General features: G+C 72.2%; 1 protein-coding gene. It reads right to left on the minus strand.

Annotated elements, in window-relative coordinates; translation table 11 throughout:
• Positions 1 to 832: sugar phosphate nucleotidyltransferase (locus P409_RS35420; RefSeq protein ID WP_034849833.1), on the minus strand; the 832-nt coding region annotated here is incomplete at both ends.

An 832-nucleotide genomic window follows, 5' to 3' on the forward strand; every position in this document is an offset into this window, starting at 1 on the left:
GCTTGACCTGGAAGCGGTCGCCGGCGTGCAGCGACTTGACGGTGCCCCAGGGGCGGTAGATCTCGCGGTGGATGACGGCTTCGGGCCGCTTGGCCTGCTTCAGCGCGTCGGTGACGGCCTTGACGTCCTGGACCTGGTCCTTGGCGGCGACCAGCACGGCGTCGTCGGTGGCGATGACGATGGCGTCGTCGAGGCCGATGACGGCGGTGAGGATGCCGTCGGAGCGGACCAGGCAGTTCTTCGAGGCGAAGGCCAGCGCGTCGCCCTGGGCGATGTTGCCGTCGGCGTCGCGGTCGCCGATCTCCCACAGGGACGACCAGGAGCCGACATCGGTCCAGCCGATCGAGGCGGGGACGACGCCGGCATGATCGGTCTTCTCCATCACCGCATGGTCGATCGAGATCGAGGGGGCCTGGACGAAGGCGGCGGGGTCGAGGCGCAGGAAGGTGAGGTCGCGCGAGGCGGCCTTGAGCGCGGCGTCGGCGGCGGCGAGGACCTGGGGCGCGTGGCGGGCGCATTCGGCGAGGTACCGGCCGGCGGTGAACAGGAAGATGCCGGCGTTCCAGAGATGGCGGCCCTCGGCCAGGAAGCGTTCGGCGGTCTCGCGCGGCGGCTTCTCGACGAAGCGGGCGATGGCGCGGGCGCCGGGGGCCTCCGGGATGTCGTCGCCGGGCAGGATGTAGCCGTATCCGGTCTCGGGCGCGGTCGGCTGCATGCCGAAGGTCATCAGGTGGCCGGCGCGGGCGGCGGGCGCCGCGGCGGCGATGGCGGCCCGGAAGCCCTCGGGATCGGCGATGTGATGGTCGGCCGGCAGCACCAGCATCAGCGTGTC

The sequence above is a fragment of the Inquilinus limosus MP06 genome, assembly GCF_000767795.1.
GTDB lineage: Bacteria > Pseudomonadota > Alphaproteobacteria > DSM-16000 > Inquilinaceae > Inquilinus > Inquilinus limosus_E.